The organism is Desulfopila inferna, assembly GCF_016919005.1.
GTDB classification, from domain to species: domain Bacteria; phylum Desulfobacterota; class Desulfobulbia; order Desulfobulbales; family Desulfocapsaceae; genus Desulfopila_A; species Desulfopila_A inferna.
Genome location: NZ_JAFFQE010000032.1, coordinates 1 through 460 on the forward strand (window position 1 = coordinate 1; position 460 = coordinate 460).

The following is a 460-nucleotide window of genomic DNA, read 5'->3' on the forward strand; positions in this document are numbered from 1 at the left end:
GTCCAGGGTCTGCTCGCCGGCGCGGACCTGGTCCAGCCACTGGCGGTACTCGGCATCGGTGACCGAGTAGGCGGTGAAGTGCATCTTGGCGAAGCCCGCGCCGCTGTAGTGCGAAGACATGCCCGGGAATTCACCGGTCTCGTTGGCGATCAGGTGGAGCTTGGTCTCCATCGCAGCCATCGAGTAGATCATGCTGCCCAGGTGCGGGATGAAGAACGCATTCATCACCGAATCGGACGTGATCTTGAAGTTCAGCGGCGTGTTGACCGGGAACTTGATTTCGTTGACGACCGCCACCTTCTCTTCCGGATAGATGAACAGCCACTTCCAGTCCAGCGAGATCGCCTCGATGGTGACCGGCTTGACGTCCGAATCCAGCGGACGGTACGGATCCAGTGCGTGCGACGAGCGCCAGGTCAGGACCGCCAGGACCAGCACGATCATGCACGGGATCGACCAC

The 460-nt window shown here is 61.3% G+C and carries 1 protein-coding gene; it reads right to left on the reverse strand.

Annotated features, from left to right (window positions below):
- A partial coding sequence (locus JWG88_RS21300; protein WP_504153530.1) for a cytochrome ubiquinol oxidase subunit II occupies positions 1-460 on the reverse strand: 460 nt, incomplete at both ends.